Source organism: Streptomyces sp. NPDC036822, assembly GCF_055609145.1.
Map to the genome: position 1 here is coordinate 1 of NZ_JBVJPY010000040.1, position 16,170 is coordinate 16,170.

13 protein-coding genes and 2 pseudogenes are annotated in these 16,170 nt (G+C 68.5%); 12 read left to right on the forward strand and 3 right to left on the reverse strand.

All coding sequences use genetic code 11. The features are described 5' to 3' along the window. Positions 1 to 151 precede the first annotated feature (151 nt). Complete coding sequence (locus ACZ68P_RS35330) at positions 152 to 568, reverse strand: bestrophin-like domain (protein WP_471013345.1); 417 nt, start codon at positions 566 to 568, stop codon at positions 152 to 154. 198 nt (positions 569 to 766) lie between these two features. Here ACZ68P_RS35330 and tap point away from each other — a divergent pair, with 198 nt between their 5' ends. The 5 genes from tap (at position 767) to ACZ68P_RS35355 (ending at position 5,935) form a co-directional block, all read left to right on the forward strand. Then, positions 767 to 2,899: a telomere-associated protein Tap gene (tap, locus tag ACZ68P_RS35335; RefSeq protein ID WP_471013348.1), complete on the forward strand. Its 2,133-nt coding sequence runs from the start codon at positions 767 to 769 to the stop codon at positions 2,897 to 2,899. A 78-nt stretch (positions 2,900 to 2,977) separates the two neighbouring features. Further along, entirely contained in the window at positions 2,978 to 3,370 is a 393-nt protein-coding gene (locus ACZ68P_RS35340) for a hypothetical protein (RefSeq protein WP_471013349.1), read from the forward strand. Positions 3,371 to 3,373: 3 nt separating this feature from the next. Further along, positions 3,374 to 3,928, forward strand: a complete 555-nt coding sequence (gene tpg / locus ACZ68P_RS35345; protein WP_471013351.1) for a telomere-protecting terminal protein Tpg — start codon at positions 3,374 to 3,376, stop codon at positions 3,926 to 3,928. A gap of 222 nt (positions 3,929 to 4,150) precedes the next feature. Then, positions 4,151 to 5,194 carry a hypothetical protein gene (locus tag ACZ68P_RS35350; RefSeq protein WP_471013352.1) on the forward strand — a complete coding sequence of 348 codons (1,044 nt, stop codon included), beginning with the start codon at positions 4,151 to 4,153 and terminating at the stop codon, positions 5,192 to 5,194. Positions 5,195 to 5,419: 225 nt separating this feature from the next. After that, complete coding sequence (locus ACZ68P_RS35355) at positions 5,420 to 5,935, forward strand: hypothetical protein (protein WP_471013355.1); 516 nt, start codon at positions 5,420 to 5,422, stop codon at positions 5,933 to 5,935. Positions 5,936 to 6,058: 123 nt separating this feature from the next. Here ACZ68P_RS35355 and ACZ68P_RS35360 read toward each other — a convergent pair. Beyond that, positions 6,059 to 7,042, reverse strand: a pseudogene (locus tag ACZ68P_RS35360) (PIN domain-containing protein); the annotation flags it as partial. A gap of 404 nt (positions 7,043 to 7,446) precedes the next feature. Between ACZ68P_RS35360 and ACZ68P_RS35365 the strand changes: the two are divergent. After that, positions 7,447 to 8,517, forward strand: coding sequence for a PIN domain-containing protein (locus tag ACZ68P_RS35365; RefSeq protein WP_471013357.1), 1,071 nt, complete (start codon positions 7,447 to 7,449; stop codon positions 8,515 to 8,517). A 289-nt stretch (positions 8,518 to 8,806) separates the two neighbouring features. Continuing rightward, the gene (locus ACZ68P_RS35370; protein WP_471013360.1) at positions 8,807 to 10,174 is read left to right on the forward strand and encodes an AlbA family DNA-binding domain-containing protein; all 1,368 of its coding nucleotides are present in this window, start codon (positions 8,807 to 8,809) and stop codon (positions 10,172 to 10,174) included. 62 nt (positions 10,175 to 10,236) lie between these two features. On the opposite strand, the gene ACZ68P_RS35375 is transcribed toward ACZ68P_RS35370, so the two are convergent. Next, complete coding sequence (locus ACZ68P_RS35375) at positions 10,237 to 12,621, reverse strand: helicase associated domain-containing protein (protein ID WP_471013361.1); 2,385 nt, start codon at positions 12,619 to 12,621, stop codon at positions 10,237 to 10,239. Here ACZ68P_RS35375 and ACZ68P_RS35380 point away from each other — a divergent pair. From ACZ68P_RS35380 to ACZ68P_RS35400, 5 genes and pseudogenes are all read left to right on the forward strand, one after another. Next, positions 12,582 to 12,917 (forward strand): annotated as a pseudogene (locus ACZ68P_RS35380) (DnaB-like helicase C-terminal domain-containing protein); the annotation flags it as partial. The gene ACZ68P_RS35375 and the pseudogene ACZ68P_RS35380 sit on opposite strands and share 40 nt — an antisense overlap. 132 nt (positions 12,918 to 13,049) lie before the next feature. Beyond that, a complete protein-coding gene (gene tpg, locus ACZ68P_RS35385) occupies positions 13,050 to 13,616 on the forward strand; it encodes a telomere-protecting terminal protein Tpg (RefSeq protein ID WP_471013363.1) in 567 nt (188 codons plus the stop codon). Between the two features lie 149 nt (positions 13,617 to 13,765). Then, positions 13,766 to 14,500, forward strand: a complete 735-nt coding sequence (locus tag ACZ68P_RS35390) for a DUF6193 family natural product biosynthesis protein (RefSeq protein WP_471013365.1) — start codon at positions 13,766 to 13,768, stop codon at positions 14,498 to 14,500. Positions 14,501 to 15,015: 515 nt separating this feature from the next. Continuing rightward, positions 15,016 to 15,375: a hypothetical protein gene (locus ACZ68P_RS35395; protein ID WP_471013366.1), complete on the forward strand. Its 360-nt coding sequence runs from the start codon at positions 15,016 to 15,018 to the stop codon at positions 15,373 to 15,375. An 8-nt stretch (positions 15,376 to 15,383) separates the two neighbouring features. Then, positions 15,384 to 15,755 carry a DUF6233 domain-containing protein gene (locus ACZ68P_RS35400; RefSeq protein ID WP_471013367.1) on the forward strand — a complete coding sequence of 124 codons (372 nt, stop codon included), beginning with the start codon at positions 15,384 to 15,386 and terminating at the stop codon, positions 15,753 to 15,755. Positions 15,756 to 16,170: the final 415 nt, after the last annotated feature.

The window sequence follows — 16,170 nt, forward strand, 5'->3', positions numbered from 1 at the left end:
TCAGACGGCTCGTCGGACTCGATCTCGGTCACGTTGCTGCTGGTCATCGATGCATCTTCCATGATCGGGAGTTACACCGAACGTTTTACAGTCCCCCCCGGGGCCTTTTTCCGGCCACGGTGATGCAGGGCCGGGCTGGTGGTGCGGGAGCTCAGGCGGCTCGACGGCTGCCCTGGTCGTCGCAGGGCAGGTCGGCAGCGGTGTAGTGGGTGAGGAAGTCGCGGGTGGCCTGGCGTTCGACTTCGGTGATGGCGCCCGGTTCGACGTTGATGATGCCGCCGAAGGGGCGGTCGACGTCGCGGATGTTGCACAGGGTTGTGGTGAGCAGCGCGGTGATCACTACCAGGGTGATGATCTGTCCGCGGTTGTTGCGCCGGGGCAGGCAGATGCCGAGGGCCATGACGGTGATGACCAGGAACCACAGGATCGCGCTGGGGATGCTGGCGGTGGCCTGGGTCAGGCGCTCCTCACGTTCCTCGGAGCGCTTGTTGTCGGCGGCGACCAGCATGCCGAAGACCGGCTTGCCTTCCACCTCGCGGAAGACGCGGCGCAGGTCGGTGGACCACACGACTGCACTCCCAGGCGCGATAACCACTTCAGGGCACACTATCCATCGCCGTCCCCGGGGTCGGACTTCACTCATTTCCGCTGGACACGGTGCGCGCTGTGAGCATCTCTCCCGCTCGGTTTCATCCCAAGGATGGGTTAAAAAATGAGTTAAATATTGGGGGTATTCTGCTAGTCTTCGGGGCGGAGGTGGAGCCGTATGGCGACCGAGGAAGAGTTGTTCGCGAATATCGACGCCTTGCTGGAGGAGGAGCCGCAGCTCCCGCCCCCGGCGGAGCGCGCCCGGCTGCGGGAGGCTGCCGGCATCACCCAGGCCCGCCTCGCGGTCGCGTTGAAGACGTCGACGCAGACGGTGAAGAACTATGAGAACGGCAGGAGCGAGCCGAAGGAGCCGCGCCTTTCGGCGTACCAGCGGCTGCTGAACGGCTGGGCGGCGAAGTACCCTGCCCACGGCACTCCCGCCACCGCGCCCGCCCCGGCCCCGGTGGCTGTGCCGCAGCCGGAGGTACCGGAGACGTTCACCGGCCCGGTCGCACCCGAGGCCACCGAAACGGAGACCACCGCGCCCGTGGAGGCCTCGGCCGTCCAGGCCGCGCCCGAGCGTCCCGTGCGTCCGGCCGCGACGTCGCGCCGCCCGGCGTTGAAGAAAGCCGTGAAGTCCGCGACCGACCTGCGATTCCCGCACGGTCCCCTCGCCGTCCTGGACGGCGACGGGTCCGCGTACGGCGTCGATGGGATCGTGCTGGACTGCCCTGCTACGACGGTGCCGGAGCTGGTGGAGTGGACCATCAAGGAGTCCGGCCTCGGTGCCGCGAAGCTCAACCGCCACGGCAAGGACAGCGACCCGCTGATTGTGCTCACCGCCTCGGCCGCGGTGAAGCTCGGACTGCCGGAGCGCCTTCAGGGCCACGAGCAGCGCCGCTCCCTGCGCCTCCCGGAGGACCATTCGGTCGTCAAGCAGGTCGCGAAGGCGAAGTGGCAGCTCACCCAGCGCGGGTTCGGCCCGTGGGCGCGTATCTACCGCAAGGCGCAGGGCCGCGAGCGGCAGTGCGTGCAGCTGGCGATCCTGTCGTGGGACGCCCTCGATGAGCGGTCCTGGCCCGGCGTGGCCGAGATGGAGCCGGCCGACATTGCCCGCGTCCTCGGCGTCTACGCCCAGCGCGTTATCACCCCGCGCGGCTCCACCGCCGTCTCCGGGCTGGAGCTGATGACGGCGCTGCGCCCGCCTACGCGCGCCGTGCGGGACGAAGCGACCGGGAACTGGGTCTCGGGCCACAACCCGGGCTCGCTGGGGACGGAACCGACGGACCCGGCGCCGCCAGAGGCCACCCCGGAGCACCCCGTCGTCGTGAACTCCGGCTGGACCGGCGGCTTCCTCAACGAAGAGGCCTACCAGTGGGTGCGGCCGGTGAACCTGCTCACCGACGAGGAGTGCACGCTGCCCTTCGCGGTCGGCCTGGACCTCAACACCGCGTTCCTCGCCGCCGCAGCCCGCCTGGCCGTCGGCCTTTCCGCCCCCGACCACTTCCACGCCCCGAAGTTCAACCCGAAGATCCCTGGCAGCTGGCTGGTCGACCTGTCCCACATCGAGCTGGACCCGCGCCTGCCCTCGCCGTTCACCCCGGACGGCACCCGCCCCACCGGCCCGGCCTGGTATCAGACGCACACCGTCGCCTACGTCCAGGAGCTCGGCTACAACGTCCACCCGATCGAGGCGTACCTGCGCCGCGAGACCGGCGCCTACCTGGACCCGTGGCACGACCGCCTCAAGACCGCCTACGTCGACACCCTCGCCGACCTCGGCGTCACCAAGGACCTCACCGACACGGAGTTCCTCGCCGCGATGGAGCGGCACAAGCAAGTCGACCCGGCCCTGACCGCCGTCCTGTCCGCCATCAAGGCCACGGTCAAGGGCGGCGTCGGCAAGCTCCGCGAGCGCCCCCAGGGCAAGAACTACAAGGACGGGGACCGGTGGCCGGCCCTGGAACGCCCGACCTGGCGCCCCGACATCCGCGCCGCCGTCATCTCCAAGGCCCGGGTCAACATGCACCGCAAGCTGGGCAACATGGCCAAGATGACGGGCCTGTACCCGCTCGCCGTACTCTCCGACTGCGTCGTCTACCCGAGCCCCGGCGACAGCCCGCTCGCCTTCCTCCCGTACGCGGCCTCCGGCAAGCCCCAGCCCGGCGGCTTCCGCCTCGGGCCCACGCCGGGCCTGGCGAAGCTAGAGGGCGTTCAGTCGATGCTGTGGGCGGTCGACCTGATGGAGCAGGGCCTCAACCCGGCCCGGCACATCAAGGGCGGCGATGCCGTCTTCGACGAAGGCGAATAAGGCCGCGACCACCCGACCTGGCGCCGCCCAGCTTGAGGCCAGCGCGGACGCTGAACCGTACCGAAGGAGTCGTAACCGATGAACACCCCCGACGCCCTGACCCCGCAGTGGCCCGTTCCCGCTGCCCCGCCCGCCCATGACCCGGTGCTGTTCGCGCGGGCGATGCGGGACATGCGCCTGACCTGGCGCGCCCGCGGTGTCCTGGCCGAACTCGCCGTCGGCTACACCCCCGGCCAGGAGCCCACGATCAGTGAACTGGTCTCCCTCACCCGCGACGAGCGCCTGGCCGCTGAAGGCCGCGACGCCTTCCGTAAAGCGGTCGGCGAGCTGCGCAGCCTCGGCTACCTCTCACCCGACGCCACCACGGCCTCCGGCGTGGGCGAGCGCCTGGTCGTGGACCTCGCCCCGGCTGCAGCCGCCCGCCTGATCCCCCAGCGTTACGGCCACAGCCCATTCACGGACGGGAGTTGACCGGTGGGGGAGATCGAGGACGCTATCGAGCGGGCCGACCAGGAGGCGTTCACCCGCCAGCCGCCCAAGGGCCTCAAAGCCCGTATCAACTTCCTGCTGGGGCAGCTGAAGACCACCAAGGCTGTCGCGGCGGAGATCGGGGTCAGTCAGCGATCGGTGGAGCGCTACCGTACCGGCGAGCGCAAACACCCGCCCAAGCCCATCGCCGACCGGATCGAGACGGCCGTTCGTGCCCGCTGGCAGCCGAAGGTCCGAGGGCGCCACCGCAAGCAGGCCGCCACCGCGACCGGTATCACCATCGAGACCCGGGCCCGGTTCGGCTACACCGCGCCGGTCGGCACCACCGACGACGGCCGGATGCGCCGCCTGACCATCCACCTCCCCCCGGCCTATGCCCGCCGCCTGTTCGACGCCCAGCAACAGGGCGCCACCGACCAGCAGATGCGTGACATCGTCGCCGAAGGACTGCAGGAGGTGTACTTCAAGGACGGCGGACGCCGCGCCACAGGCCTCGAAGTCGCCCTCGCCGACATCGACTACTTCGACGTCTCCTACTGACGGGCTGGCGGGCCACGGCCCAGCGGCCGCCCGTCGCAGTGAGCCGAAGCACGATGGTTGCCAACCCCGACGCCGCGCGCACCCAGCAGCGAGCTCCCCCGGCCTGCTGACAGGGTGTGCCCGCCCGGCCCGGTGGGCGGCCCTTGGCGGCCGGGGAAACGGCGACCGGTTGTCGGACCCGCTTCGTACCCTTGGCTGAGGTACCTGAGACAGGAGGGCAACGTGGCCCGCATCAATCACCGCGCGATTGACAAGCACCTCAAGGACATCGCTAAGAGCTACGAGCGCGCAGCCAAGCGGAACCCCATCCGGGTGCCGATCCAGACCGAAGCGACTGGCACAGGAGGAACCATGCCCGGCCGTGACACCGCTGAAGGCGACCCGGTCCTGGCCCGACTCCTGATGTGGCTCGACGAACAAGCCCAGCAGAACCGCTCGCACCACGTCGACGTGACCCGGTTCGTCGAAGAACAGCAGCTGCCGGACGAAGACCCCTCCGTGCTCGCCTACGAACTGGAAGAGCGCGACCTGGTCCGCAGCTCGCGCGGCCTCGACGACGCCCCCACGGTGTACCTCACTGACGCGGGACGCGCCGCGATCCACCGGCTGAAGAGGCGGCGCGGCGACCGCGCCGCCCGCCTCCGCTACACCATGGACGCCTTCCACCGGTGGCTGTTCGACACCGCGGGCGACCAGAAGCCCATCAACCCGGTGCTGTTCCTCGCCACGCCCGCCTCCTACTTCGCCGGGTCCGAGATCACCGGCACCGAGCTGCACGAAGCGCTCGCCTACCTGGCAGAGCACAAGCTGATCGAGCACATCGACACCGAGCCCCCCACCGTCGCCATCACACCCCAGGGCGTCAGCTGCGCCCTGACTGGAGGAAGCGTGCAGGACCACGTGAACCAGCCCCGCCCCGGCGCCACGTACAACACCTACCTGCCGAACGCCAAGGGCGTCATCATCGGCGAGCAGCAGAACTTCACGCAGAACAACACCGACGGCGTCGACCCCACGCTGTTCGTTCAGCTCGCCGGGTACGTCGGCCAGGTCAGTCCCATCCTGGGCCTGTCCGACGAGGACCGCGTGGAGCTGGAGCGCGTCGCCCAGGACCTTCACACCGAGGCGACCTCCGCCAGCCCCGAGCCGGGCCGCCTGCGCCAGTTCGCCACCCAGCTCAAGGAGCACCTCCTGGCGGCCACCACCACCATGGCGGCAACCCAGGGCATCCAGATGGCTGAGCAGGCCCTCGCCGCGCTCATGTAGAGCCATTCCCGCATCACCACGGGCCTTGGGAGATCAGCCACGATGTCCCCGGGGCCTGGCTCGGGGGCGCACCGTCCAGCGACGCTGCGGCCCCGTCGTCACGCGGTGGCCGGCTGCAGTCTTCCCAGCACGCCGGGGCACGGCGGCCTCGACGGTACGGGCCTTATCGGCGGTTGAACTACGGCAGGGGGATCACTCCAGGGAATCTGCGGTACACCTGACGGCATGAAGCTGAAAGACCTCAGCCCCCTGATGAAGCGCCGCCGGGCCGGCGGTCTCAGCTACGGCTACGACCGATTCCGCATCGACCCGGCCGTGGCCCTGCTTCAGTGGCCGGACGACGTCTTGGAGCAGTTCCTATACGACTTCGGCGACGACGACCGTTTCGTGACCGACTACGGCAGCATCGACCTGCGCGAGATCACCTGGCGGCTCGAGACGCTCCCGGCCGCGGACTTATACGGGATGCCGACCGGAGGCTCCGACGCCGGCTGCATCGAGGAGTTCGCCGAGAACCCGGTGTACTGGGTCGGGAGACGCTCGCCAGAGGTCGGTCGGCACTGGGAGGAGCACGGGACGTGGTTGCGCCCGCCGCTTCTGATCGACCGGTGCTTCCTGGACCAGTCGAGCAGCGGGCTGCAGGTCGTGGAGGGCCGAACTCGCGTCGGCGTCCTGCGCGGCCGCGTGCGCGAAGGACTGCACGTCGCGCCCGACCATCAGGCATGGGTCGGGCGCCGCTGAGAACCTCGCGTACTCCCGTCCAGTTCCTCGCGCAGCGCTCCGGTCGACCGCGATGTCCGCCTCCCGGTACGGGCGCAGCTTCGGCAGCGGCACGGCGAGCGGGGGCGGGGGCGTTAGCCCGGCCTACTCCTTGTCGTCGGGCTCCTTCGGCAATTCACGGACAGCCTCGGCGATCTGCTCGTTCAGCTCACGGGACGCCGCACTGTTGTCGAGGACGGCGCGGACGGCCTCCTCGACCGGAGACAGGTCCGGGCCGAACTGCTCCCAGAGCCGAGACATGCTGGCCCTCATCGCCGGGGTATTCATCAGCGACGCGAGGTGCGCCGCACCGAGGCGCGTCAGGCGCGCCTCCGTCGGCTCGGGGAGCGCTGGCACGTTGGGCAAGTCCTCTTCCGAGATCGGGCCTGGCCGCCGGGAGTCGAGGACCGTCATAGCCTGGTCTGCCGCCGTGCTCAACAGGACCCGCGTCTCCCACGCGTAACCCCGCTCGACTACCTCGCCACGGATCAACCGGTCGTCCCTGAGCAGCCACCGCACCCAGGCCGTGAAGCACCGGTGGCCGCCGACCTCACGGGCGCTCACGTCCGTCACCTTGTCCAGCGCCACCGCCGCTGGGGACCAGTGAGGGGTGGGTCCGAGGATCCGGCCAGGGGGGTTGAAGCCCGCAGGCATCGGGGTGCCGGAGATCAACCGGTAGCGCCTGGCTGCGGCCCTCGTCGAGGCCAGGACCGTTGCGCGGCTTTCCTCGGTCTCCAGCAGCCCGCGAACATCGTCGGTGCTGGCATCCACCTCCGTGGCGAACTTGGTGACCACGTCATCGAGTGACGTAAACAGGTGGAATCGGTCCTCCATGCCGATGATGTCCCGCTGCATCTCCGGATGGAACTGTCCGTCCTCGGACATGTCCGAGTCCTTGCTGACGAAGTAGATTGTCTCGTCCTTGTGCGCCCTCGCGTATTCGACCGCCGTTAGCCAGATCGCGGCATCCCTGGAGCCGGTCTTGTGGTCGCCGATCATCTTGCACGGGGCCACCCGGTTCGTCTCTCGGTAGAGGGCTTCCTGGTAGGCCGTGTTAGACGTCTCCAGAGTGTCCGTGATCGAGGAGTACCGCTCCCGCCAGTGCCTCCGGACATGCTCCGCCGGCCACCGCTTGGGGTGGGGGACGTGATCCCAAGGGGGGCCTTCCGGAGGTCATCCACCGCATCCAAGGCCGCCTGATGCCTCTCCGCGTACCTCAGAGCCTGCTGCGCAGCGACCTCCTCCACGGCGATCCACGGCGTGGCCACGCTCTCTACGCGCGCGGCCCGGATGGCGCGGAGGATGTCCGCGACGGGCCCCCGCAGGGAGACCCCCTTAATGATGTTCGCGTCCAGGATGATCAATGCGGGGCGCTCCCGTGTTCCTCGGTCCCAAGGCTTATGGGGTCCACCCTCTCAACTTCTGATTACCGGGATACGCAGAATCTGCGGACGACTCCACGGGTGTCAGCGGTGATGACGACACTTGCCTTCATGACACTCGATCGTGCCGACTCGGCACCGCCGCCACCGGTCCCTTCCGGGTCGGCGTTCAACCCGATGGCGCTGGACCGGCCGATGCTGCTGCCCATCCTCGACGCCAACGCGCTGCTGATAGAAGCCTGCGCCCTGGCCAAGAGCGGCGGCAAGCAGGACAAGTTCACCGCGCTCGCCCTCACCGGCCGCGCTACCCCGTACATCGCCGCCCACGTTCCCGGCGAGGTCGACGAGCACCTGGCCAAGATGGCCAACCACCACGAGGTACCGGAGGCCCTGGCACGCCGCGCGCTCGAACAGCGGATACTGCCCTCCGTCCGGGTAGTCGACCTGGAGATCCGCGACCACCTCTCCCCGCAGACCCGCCACATCCTGCGGGTCGACCACGAGATGCCGCGCAGGCACCGGGGCGACCCGGACGACGCACCCACGATGGCGCTGGCGGAGTTCCTCGCCCCCTGCGTCATCGTCACCCAGGACAGCGTCTTCTCCCGCTTCGGACTCGCCGTCATCGACTGGATCCCCGTCGTCCAGGACGTGATGCGCATAGCCGGCCTTGAGGCCACCGCCGCGAACGCGCTGACGGTCATGGACTGGGCACTGCGCCTGCTCGGCACAGGCGCCCACCGCCTGGCCGTCCTCGCCCGGAGCAATCCGCTGGCCGCGGCCACCGCCGTGGGCGCGCTGCTGTGGTGGTGCCACCGAAAGGGCTACCTCACGCGCGACAACTGGCGCCGACGCCTCTCCCAGGCGGGCAAGGCGACAACACCCGTTCTGGAGCCGGCGAACGCCGGAATGACCGAGCACAAGACGCTCAGCGACTCCCTCCTGGTGGTCCAGCCCCCGCCCTACCCCACCACCGAGCAGCTCGCCGCCCGCCACCTCGCGCGCTGCGGCCGGCCCCTGACCCCCGGCGAACTACGCGACGCCCTCACCCGGCGCGGCCACACCTTCTCTGCCGCACAGCTGAAGCGGGACATGACCGCCCACGCCGCGTTCGTCCGCGCCCCGGGCGATCTATGGACCATCGGGCGACCGGCAACAGGGATGACGAGCAGGAAGGCGTAGCGCTGGCACGTAGTCCAAGGAGCGAGAGGGAGCCGCCCGAAGATCCCAGGGCCTACACGCACGCCAGTACGATGCCGCAGCTCAGAATCCTCGGGCATCGCACCTCAGTGCGCACAGGGCCTGGGAGCGGTGCCGCTGGCCTCGGACAGCGAAGGTCCCCGGGCCGTGTGTCCCGGGGGCCGGTCGCCGGTCTCACCGCTGTTCACCAGACGTCAGGCGCGCTACCTGGCGAGCCGGCTTGTCGGTGTGGTCCCGCATGCTTGGAGTTCACCTGGCACGAAGGACAACTATGACCCTGGACTTCAACGCGGACGAACCGGTAGTCGGGCTGGCGCGGCAGCGAGAGCTGATATGCGCCGTTCTGAACGCCAGCAGCGCGGACGAGACGCGCTGGCTGGAGTGGAAGTCCCAGCACGACGTGTCGAAGCCGGCGGGAGCCTTCGCCGTGTCGAAAGCGATCCTCGGCTTCGCCAATCGGATGCCTGATGTGGCGGAGCAGTGGACGGGAGGCCATGCCTACCTCTTGGTAGGGGTTGATGAAAACGCGATCTACGGGGTTCCGACGCACGACGTTGAGAAGGTCGACGGCTGGCTGAGGCGCTACCTGGGCGAGTTCAGCCGCTACCAGTTCACGTACGTCCCCATGGACGCCGACGAGGGCAAGCGCCACGTCATGCTCGTCGACGTCTCTCCTCCCCGATGGGGCGATCCTCTTCACCCTCTGCACAAGGAATATGAGAACTACCGCCCGGGCACGGTGTTCCACCGGTACGCCGGCAAAACCGAACCCGCTCGCCCAGCGGAGATCTACGCCCTCACGGACCGCGCCCGCAGGGCGACGAAGCGCGTGAACGTCGACGTCACCATGACCACCGGCACCGTCGCTGTGCTGGTCCCGACCGAGGGCGTCCGCCGAACGATCACCGACATCCTCCGCGAGGAGATGATGAAGCAGGTGGACGCCGCGGACGAGAAGAAGAAGGCGGCGGCGTCCAACCTGTTCAGGGACTTCAGCGCGCTCCAGAACCTGTGGCCTGACTCCCGCTCCCCGGAGGAATTCCGGCAGGAGGTGGACGAGTACCTGAGCGAGTTCGACCTCGCGATGCAGCACGCCCTGGCACAGGCGGTCAGCGCCGCAGGCACGCCTTTGACCCTCAAGCTGACCAACCCCGGAGAAGACAACCTCGCGCAGGTCGAGGTCGTGCTGAGCCTCCCCGACACCGTCACAGCCCACGTCACGGCCGACACAGAGGAGGAGGTCGACTGGCCGCGACAGCCGGCAAAGTACGGGGAGGGCACCATGCCCGGCTACGCCGGGCTTCCAGCGGTGCTCGGGGTGCGGCCACCGGCCTACCATCTGCCGTCCCGGCATTCCCCGGACATTGAGCAGCAGGATGGTCGCACCGTTATCCGCTTCGCCCCGGTAGACCTTCGTCCCCACGAGACCGTGACTCTCGATCCGATCACGGTTTACAGCAGTCAGGAAACCGACTCCTTCGTCTCGGAGTGGCGAGCGACCGCGACCAACGTCAGCAGCAAAGTACAGCGGTCCTTGCCCATCCCCGCTCAGCGTCTCGAACTCGACTTGCGGGACGTGCTCCGGGCCATGCATGGCATCGACGACGAAGAGGAGCAAGAAGAGCACAGGGACGACTAGGAACGGCAGAAGGGTCCGCGCCGACTGTCTTCGGCGCGGACCTGCAGGGCCTCCAACGAGGGCTACACGGCCCACTCCAGCCCGAGGCTGGCCAGCGCGGCGAGTTTGTCGGCGGTGAGCTTGGCCCGGCGTCCCTTCTGGTTCATGATCCACACTCCGAGCTTGACCTCTGTCCCGTCTTCCAGCCGTTCTGCGTGACCTCTGGGGACGGTCACGGAGCCTGTGCGGGTCTTGTACTGCGCCAGGGCCGCAACGCCCCGCTCGAAGGCGCTCAGAGGCGCTGTGGACGGCTTCGCGGGCTCCTCCGGCTTCGGGGCGAGCGGGGTGATGCCGAGCTGCTCCAGGCGCTCGCGCTGCCCGTCGTGCAGGGCCTGCCAGATGTCGTGCTTGCGCTGCCGGACCAGCCAATTGCCGATGTCCATTCCGTGGACCGTGACGCCCGGCAGGACGTCGGCTCTGCCCTCTTCGTCAGCCACGAGCTCGCGCAGGGCTGCGTAGTGCCGCTGCCAGTCGGCCGGCCACTCCGGGTTCCAGTCCTCGTCCACGGCCTCGAGCGCGGTCTTCCAGTCGGAGTGCCCGTCGAGGGCGCCTGGGCGGCGGAGGTTGGACAGCCATTGCCCGATCGGCCGGTCCAGCATCGTCGCGGTGCGGGGTGCGCAGAGTGTCCAGTGCTGCTCGTAGTACGTCTTGGCGGCTTCCAGGTTTTCCTGGAAGCGTTCATCGGCCACGGACCACACCATGCCGAGCCGCTCCAGCCGCCGGGCGCGCAGGCCGGTCATCTGCCCCGCCCCGTACGCCCGTCGCTGCTCCGCGACCCACTGCCCCAGCGGGTACGCGCCCTCCTTGTGCCCGTACGGAACGCGGGCGTGACCCTCACGCTCGGCGTACTGCTTGAGCTTGGCCCAGCCGCGTGCCCAGTCCTGCTTCTCGGTGTCGATGACGTTGAAGGACACCCAGTCCGCGACCATCACCGGATCCCTGGGAGCGGCGAAACGCAGCAACAGACGGGACTCGTCCTCGCCCTCCTCGGGCGCCGGACCGATGTACTCGGACGGCTCCGCCACGTCCTTCTGAGGCTCCTGCGGAATCGCCAACAATTCGACGGCCTCTTCATCATGAGCCCGCAGACCCTCAAGAACCTTCACCAAAGGCCGGTACGACCCCGAGGTGAACATGTCTTCCGGCTTCTCCCCGGGCTGGAGAAACACCGGAACAATCAGCGAGGCGACCTTGCCCTGTCCGGGCTTCTGACGCAAAGCCCGCCCGACGGCCTGGACGATGTCATGCGGCGCACCCTTCGGATCCAGCAGTGCCACAGAATCCACCGCCCGAATGTCCACCCCCTCACCCAAAACCCGGCAGTTCGCCACCACCGCACGCCGCGCCGTGCGGGCGAAACCGCCCAGGACCTCCCGCCGGCGCTCCGGAGCGTGCTCCCCGCACAACCACCCCGCCCAAATCCGCTCCGGGTACTTCTCCGGCTGGTCAGCGTGCAGCTTCGCCGCCACACGCTCCAGCCCTTCCGCGTACGCCTGAGCCTCCATCGTCCGATGGTGAAAGGTGATGCACGTCGACAGGTCGTGCTCGGCCATGGTGTGCAGCAGCGCGGCCTGGAGCGCCCCCAGGCGCTCCCCGCGGACTTCCTCGGTGTGCCGGTCCTCGCCCATCAGCCGCTCCGGGGTGACGACCGGGTCCTTCAGTTCCAGGACGATGATCTGGTAGCGCGCCAGCAACCCCCGCGACACGGCCGACGCGAGCGAGAGCTTGTAGAGGACCGGCCCGAAGACCTTCTCGTCGTCCATGCTCGCCGCCATCTCCCGCGGCAGCGGGTCGCGCACCCCCTCGGCGACCTCGCGGTCCAGCCGCTCCTCCCAGATCCGCGGCGTAGCCGTCAAATACAGCCGCCGGTGCGACCGGATCACGCCCTGGTCGTGGACGTCCGCCCACGCCTTACCCATCGACCCGGAAGTTCTGTGGGCCTCATCGACCACCGTCAGGTCCATCGGAGCCAACTGCTGCCCATAGGCGCCCTCGAACGCCTCCGCCAGGACCCCCAGCGAGGCGTACGTCCCGAACACGGTCACAGGCCCGGAACCGTGCCACAGCGCCAACTGCACAGGGTTCGTCGTGGAGCGCACTTTAAGACTCCACAGCTCCGGATCACCCTGAAGCGAGCACACCGCAACCGCCGGCCCCGCATGCCCCGCCTCACGCCACGCCCGCACCGTCTGAGTCAGGAGCTCCAGCGTCGGCACCAAAACGAGAATGCGGCCCTTGGGCACAAGACGCTTCGCCGAAGCCGCAGCGATGATGGTCTTCCCCGTGCCACACGCCGCGTGCACCTGCCCGCGAAGCCCACCAACAGGGATGCCGCCCGGCGGGATATCGAGACCGCGCACAATGGCGGCAACGGCCTCAACCTGGTGGTCACGCAGTTTCACGGCCATGCCCCATCTCCCCTCTTCGCAGAATGTGGCGCGTACGCGTCCCCGTGATCGCCCTCTCGCAGCTCAACCGCGGCTCCGATCCCCGCACCGACAAGAAGCCGGTCGTTTCCGACCTGTGCGAGTCCGACTCCATCGAGCAGGAGGCCGACATGGTCATCCTGCTGCACCGAGACGATGCCTACGAGAAGGAGTCCCCGCGCGCCGGTGAGGCCGAGCTCATCGTAGGCAAGGACCGCAACGGCCCCACCGTCACCCTCTCCGTTGCCTTCCAGGGCCACTACTCCCGTTTCGTGGAATGGCGCAGATCTGACCCGAAAAACGGCCTGTTCGGCGATCTCCCGGACGATCACCCCCTCCCAAGTCCCTTCTTTGGTCGCCTGGGGTGCTGATTGTGGCTCAGGTCGCGTACAGGGCCTCAACCGAAAGGAGTGACCCCGTGGGAGAGATCGAGGACTGAGGACGCCATCGAGCGGGCCGACCGGGAAGCGTTCACCCGCCAGCCGCCCAAAACCCGCAAGGGCCAGATCGGGTACCTGATCAAGCAGTTCGGCAGCGCGAAGGCCGTCGCGGTGGAGATCGGCGTCACCGCCGACTCCGTCAACCGCTACCGGCGCGGCGCCCGCAAATACCCTCGCGCCGACGTCGCCGCGAAGATCAACGACGCGGTACGGCACCGCTGGCAGCCCATGGTGCGCAAGCGCCGGCAACGCCAGGCCGCCACCAGCACCGGGATCACCGTGGAGACCCGGGCCCGCTTCAGCTATACCGCACCGGTCGGCACGACCGACGACGGACGCTTCCGCCGACTCACCGTGCGTTCCCCGGCGTACGCGCAGCGCCTGTTCGACGCCCGCGACGCAGGTGCCAGCGACCAGCAGATACGTGGGATCATCGCCGAGGGTTTCAAAGAAGTGTTCCAGGACGGCGGTAGCCGCGCTTCAGGACTGTCGGACGTGGAAATCAGCGACATCGATTACCTCGACCTAGATTTCTGAGCACAAGAAATCCGGGCCCTTTTCCGGGTTAACCGAATGAGCCGAAGCACGGTAGTTTTCACAGAGGCAGGCTTGTTGTCACCGGCGAGGCTGCGGGGCGTTGGGGCCGCCCATCCCGGAAATCAGCGGCTCGGGCACAATCAGGAGCCGTGCCCACCCCTCCTGATCCTTCTGTCCTGTACCCCGATGTAGCGGCCTTCGGCAGCCTCGCCACAGCGCTCCGGGCCGAGGCGGAAGCCGGCCTCGCCGGTGCTTCCGTCACGTCGCCGGACTTTGATCCTCTCCACGCGACCGTCACAAGCATGCTGCCGCACCGCGAGCCGCTGCAGATCAGCGCCTGGTCGCACGAGCGGCGATGGTCCATCCGCGGCACGGACCCGTTCCAGAACCTGCTCATCGATGGCAGGACGGACGACCTGGCGGAGGTCGCCAGGGCCGCCCGCGCCTGGCACGACGGGGCGGCCCTGAACGACATCCGCAAAGCAGTGCCCTTCGTGCACCTGACCGGCCGGTTCGAGGTGCCCGATCTCGATTCCGCACGTCTGGTGGAATCTGAGTGGCAGAGCATGCGCGTGGAGGCACGCGAGTTGGGCTACGCCTGGCAGGAGACGTACCAAGCCCTGATCGAAGCGGCGCACGCCGAGCCGGCGCTTCGTGCCCTCTACCCGTTCACGAGCCACTGGGTATTGCGCTTCTCGACCACCACCCGCCCCCGTCTGACCGTCGTCGGACCATGCCTGACCGCGGGCAGCGACGGCACGTACAGGGTGGGGACAGGGTTCATCACTCCGGACCTTGGCCTGTTCGCCACAGCGCACGAGGCCGTGGCGGTGGCCACGCGCCATATGCCGTCCGGACTCGGCCCGGTCACGCTTGGCGGATGACCTTGCCCGACAGAGGAGCCGTGTGGCTGCCAATCACCGCCCGCATCTCCTTGGCGCTGGTGACAGAAAGGCTGCCGAAAGAGCGCCTGTGACAAGTCGGATGCCTCGCGTGTGACAACCTAGCTGCCTCGGTCGTCCCCATTCACCAGCTCATCCGGCCCCGCTGGTGACAACTACCGTGCTTCGGCTCACCGAAGCGTAATAGGCGGCATAAAGGGTGGCCTGTCGACGGACAGGCCACCCCTCTCCGTTCCCGTAATCGGTTTCGGTTGTCGGAGGCTGCGGATAGCGTGCCCAAATACGGCCGCGCTCTCTGCGCGGCCGCGAAGTCAGAGAGGGCCGGGAACGTGGCGAACGCGAGCAGCATCCTGCGGGCAGCATGGCCCCCGTGCGCTCCGGCCCAGACGCCTCACCACGCGCGGTACAGCAAGCCGGTCTCGCCCCTCGGGTGAGGGTGCGGCGTGTCGTATGAGTCTCGCGATGCCCAGTATTCGAACATGCGTATTATTTTAGCCGTGGCTGAAACTCCCTTCCCGCACGACCTGACCGACGCGCAGGCCCGCCTTCACCAGCAGGCCGCCTACGCGGCGTACTGCCGGACTCTGCCGTGGTCGGTGGAGCCGATGGAGGGCTGGCCGGGCACGGTCCATCCCCATACCGGTGAGGTGACCGGCGGCCGCGAGCCGAGCCCCGGCTACACCGAGGAACAGAAGGCGGAGGTCACCCGGCTGAAGGCCCTGGTGATGGACCTGGCCGTCACCGTCTCCACGCACGAGCACTGGAACCACTACCAGGGCGAGGACCGCGTCAAGGCCCGCATGGAGCTGAAGAGCCGCGCGGCCGCCGAGCAGCCGGCCGACGCCGTCGCCGCGTAGGGAACGTCATGAGCCCTCTGTCGATACCCGAGCGCCTGGAAAAGCAACGCGCCGTGCGCGCGTGGCTGGAGTACCAGCTTGCCCAGACCCAGAAGGCGATCCGGCAGCTGGAGGCCGAGGAGAAGGAGGAGAGGCGGCGCCGGGAGGTCGCTCGGCGGGAGATGTCCTGGAAGCTCCAGCCCTCACGCGCCGTGGAGGGGCATCCGGTGCTGCACCGCGGGGCGTGCGAAAACGACCAGCGTCAGCATGGCTTCCTGTCTCGTGAGGAGGTCGTGACGGCGTTCCAGGAATTCCCGGAGATGGAGCTGTGCGACGTCTGCAAACCCTGGGGCAGCCTCGGAATCGATAAGCCTGCGCCGAGGCGGCCGGCTGGTGGATGATGTCGTGCTGCTTGAGCCCCCGTGCCGGTCATGCGGCATAACCTGGCCCAGACCCCCACTTTGCCCGGGTGGGGGTCTGGCGTGGAATCCCAGACGCTACACAGCGGGCACCCGTGATGCATCATGGATGCAGCGTCGTCGCCCCTGAGGGTGCGGCATGGTGCATCATGCTCACGGCAGTCCGGTTACCCTGTCTGCTGGCAAGGGTATAGGTGAACCTGTCGGAGCGGTTTCACGGGTTGGGGCGGAGCGCAGCGGAGCCCGTCCCTGCGGTGGTGTTGAGGCCCTGTCAGGCTGGTGGTCCGTCACCCTCGTTCCGGGGGGTGGTAGCTGGGAATCCCAGACTCTACACAGGCGCGAGCGTGATGCACCCTCCCCTCGTAGCCAGCCTAGGCTCCCGCGCTTGCGCGGGTGC

Bases quoted from the DNA above. Each gene is read 5' to 3' on its own strand.
- tap (WP_471013348.1), top strand. From the start codon at position 767: ATGGCGACCGAGGAAGAGTTGTTCGCGAATATCGACGCCTTGCTGGAG.
- ACZ68P_RS35340 (WP_471013349.1), top strand. From the start codon at position 2,978: ATGAACACCCCCGACGCCCTGACCCCGCAGTGGCCCGTTCCCGCTGCC.
- ACZ68P_RS35355 (WP_471013355.1), top strand. From the start codon at position 5,420: ATGAAGCTGAAAGACCTCAGCCCCCTGATGAAGCGCCGCCGGGCCGGC.
- ACZ68P_RS35365 (WP_471013357.1), top strand. From the start codon at position 7,447: ATGACACTCGATCGTGCCGACTCGGCACCGCCGCCACCGGTCCCTTCC.
- ACZ68P_RS35370 (WP_471013360.1), top strand. From the start codon at position 8,807: ATGACCCTGGACTTCAACGCGGACGAACCGGTAGTCGGGCTGGCGCGG.
- ACZ68P_RS35375 (WP_471013361.1), bottom strand. From the start codon at position 12,621: ATGGCCGTGAAACTGCGTGACCACCAGGTTGAGGCCGTTGCCGCCATT.
- ACZ68P_RS35400 (WP_471013367.1), top strand. From the start codon at position 15,384: ATGAGCCCTCTGTCGATACCCGAGCGCCTGGAAAAGCAACGCGCCGTG.